Annotated in this window: 3 protein-coding genes; 1 reads left to right on the top strand and 2 read right to left on the bottom strand. The window is 64.6% G+C overall.

From position 1 onward, the window contains the following. A partial coding sequence (locus tag EET03_RS29490) for an integrase core domain-containing protein (protein WP_167470751.1) occupies positions 1–309 on the top strand: 309 nt, incomplete at its 5' end. A gap of 213 nt (positions 310–522) precedes the next feature. Here EET03_RS29490 and EET03_RS29485 read toward each other — a convergent pair. Continuing rightward, a complete protein-coding gene (locus EET03_RS29485; protein ID WP_099194526.1) occupies positions 523–1,356 on the bottom strand; it encodes an ExeA family protein in 834 nt (277 codons plus the stop codon). A 47-nt stretch (positions 1,357–1,403) separates the two neighbouring features. After that, entirely contained in the window at positions 1,404–2,048 is a 645-nt protein-coding gene (locus EET03_RS29480) for an integrase core domain-containing protein (protein WP_099194527.1), read from the bottom strand. Positions 2,049–2,270 lie beyond the last annotated feature (222 nt).

Genomic DNA, 2,270 nt, shown 5'->3' with positions numbered 1-2,270 from the left:
ATACATTACGGCGAGACGCTAATGTTGGAGGGACTGATCCCCTCGATCGGGACCGTCGGTGACGCCCTGGACAACGCGCTGTGCGAAACCACGATCGGGCTCTACAAGACCGAGTGCGTGCGCCCTGACTCCCCGTTTCACGTCGGCCCGATCCGAACCCTCGCTGACCTGGAGAACATGACCTCGGCGTGGGTTAGCTGGTACAACGAGCGGAGGCTCATGCACCGCCTGGGCCGCATCCCACCGGCCGAAGCCGAGGCCGAGTACTACGCTCGACTCCAGGCCGGAGAGCACACCGGTCACACGTAACGAGGTGTGCATGAAACCGGGGATGCTTCAGTCTTTGGAGGGGGCTGGTGGGCGGGTTTGCGGTTGGTTGGCTTCGCTGACCGGCCTCAGGTGTTGCGCGTCACTGATCGTGCACATGGCGGCGTCGTTGTCGGTGATGCTGGTTGGGGTGTGAAATAGCCCCGCTCGGGTGGTTTCGGGCGGGGCTAGGTGATCGGGGTGTCGTCGGGATGGTCAGGGTGTCGTCGTGAGCTGGTGTTCGTGGTTGGTTTCGGTGACTGCGGATCGGGCGCTGGTTTCGTCGACGAGGTTTTTGCCGGCGATGCAAGCGGCGATGAGCGCGGAGATGGCGAGTCGGTTGACGGCGCGGGGTTTGCCGCGGCCGGAGTCGTGGATCAAAGCGATGGCGTCGTCGGTGAACAGTGGGTCGGATCGACCAGCCAACTGGAGGTGGTGGCGGATATAGCCGGCGGTTTCCTCGCTTGTCATGCCGGTCATGGTGCGGCGCACGGTGATGCGTTGTTCGAGTGCGGCCAGGATTCCCAGGGCCATCTTGGTGGCAAGCGTGGGTTGGCCTAAAAGTATTGTGGCGAACGGCGATTCGGTGTCGAGCCGATGATTGGTGAGTAGTCGCAGCGCTTCGAGGGCATCGTGGGAAAGCAAATGGGCTTCGTCGATGCACAAGATGGGGGTCCGGCCGCGTTCGGCTGTTTCGGCGGCTAGCGCGTCGCGGGCTTGGGGGACCAGCGCGGCGTTGTGGAAGCTGGGGCGTGCGCCCAGGGCGGATACGATGTGGTGGTAGATGCCGCGTGCGCCGACGGTGGGGTCGGGGATGTAGATCAGGTGGTGGCGGGCGGGTTCGGCGCGCTCGATCGCAGCACGAGCGGCGACGGTTTTCCCGACGCCGACCTCGCCGGTGATCACGGTGATGCCGCGGGTGGCGATGCCGTAGCCGATGCGGGCCATGGCCTGGGCGTGGTCGCCGCTGCGAAACAGCATGCCCGGCGCGAGGCCGCGCCCGAAGGGCATGGTGGTCAAGCCGAAATAGGATTGGATTTTGTCCAGCATGGGTTCTCCAAAATGTTCTATGGTGGATGGTCGAATAACGCTGTGGTTCAGTGTTTTTGCGAATGCTGGCGGTCGCCGCCAGCGGGTTGGGCGTCGGGCTTGTCGCCGGTGAGGGCGGGGTAGTTGATCGCTTGGCCCACTTCGGTCTGGTGGGCGGTCTGCAGCAGCTGCAGGTAGTCGATACCGGTGGCGTCGACCGGTGCGGGTGCCCCGAGTTTGACCGCGGGGTGGGTGTGGCGGCCGATGGTGTGCGGCGCCGCGTGGCCCATCGGCTTGCCCTGGTATTCCACCTCGATGACGGTCAGGTCGAACGGGGTGAACAACAGGTCCACCAGGCGCCCGCTTAGCGCGGCGTCAACCTGATAGCGGTTACCGTGCAAAGAAACCGTCGCGAACGCGGTGACGCGGCGCTGTTCGCGCCACAAAAACGCGCGCCGCAGCAGTGCGGAGTCCGGCCGCGGCGCCGGGGTCCGGTCGGCGGCGTGGTAGCGCTTCACCGGGGTGGCGCCGGTTTCTGAATGCACGGCCCGGTGGTAGTGCTGGTGCAGCCAGGCGGTGAACAACCGGTTGAGCTCATCGAGTGAGCTGACTCCGCCGGCGGCCTCGATCTCGACCAGGAACTGCTCGCGCACGGTGCGGTTCCAGCGCTCTATTTTCCCCCTCCCTTGGGGTTTTCCCGGTCTACTGTGCACCAGCCGGATATCCAGAACCGCCGTCGACCACGCCAGCTGACGCGAGGAATACGCGCTGCCGTTGTCGCAGCAATGCCGATATCGGCATTGCGGACATTATGCCGACCTCACGATTATGCCGATGTTTAGGTGGGGTCGGTTGTGGTGCAGGGAGTTCAGTCGTGAGGTATCGGCATAATCAGAGGCCTTCGAGGAACGCGAGGATCGGATCGGGTGGCTGGT

It is taken from the genome of Mycobacterium innocens (genome assembly GCF_900566055.1).
GTDB classification, from domain to species: domain Bacteria; phylum Actinomycetota; class Actinomycetes; order Mycobacteriales; family Mycobacteriaceae; genus Mycobacterium; species Mycobacterium innocens.
The sequence above is the reverse complement of the archived record's forward strand: the minus strand, read 5'-3'. Positions and strand labels throughout refer to the sequence as shown.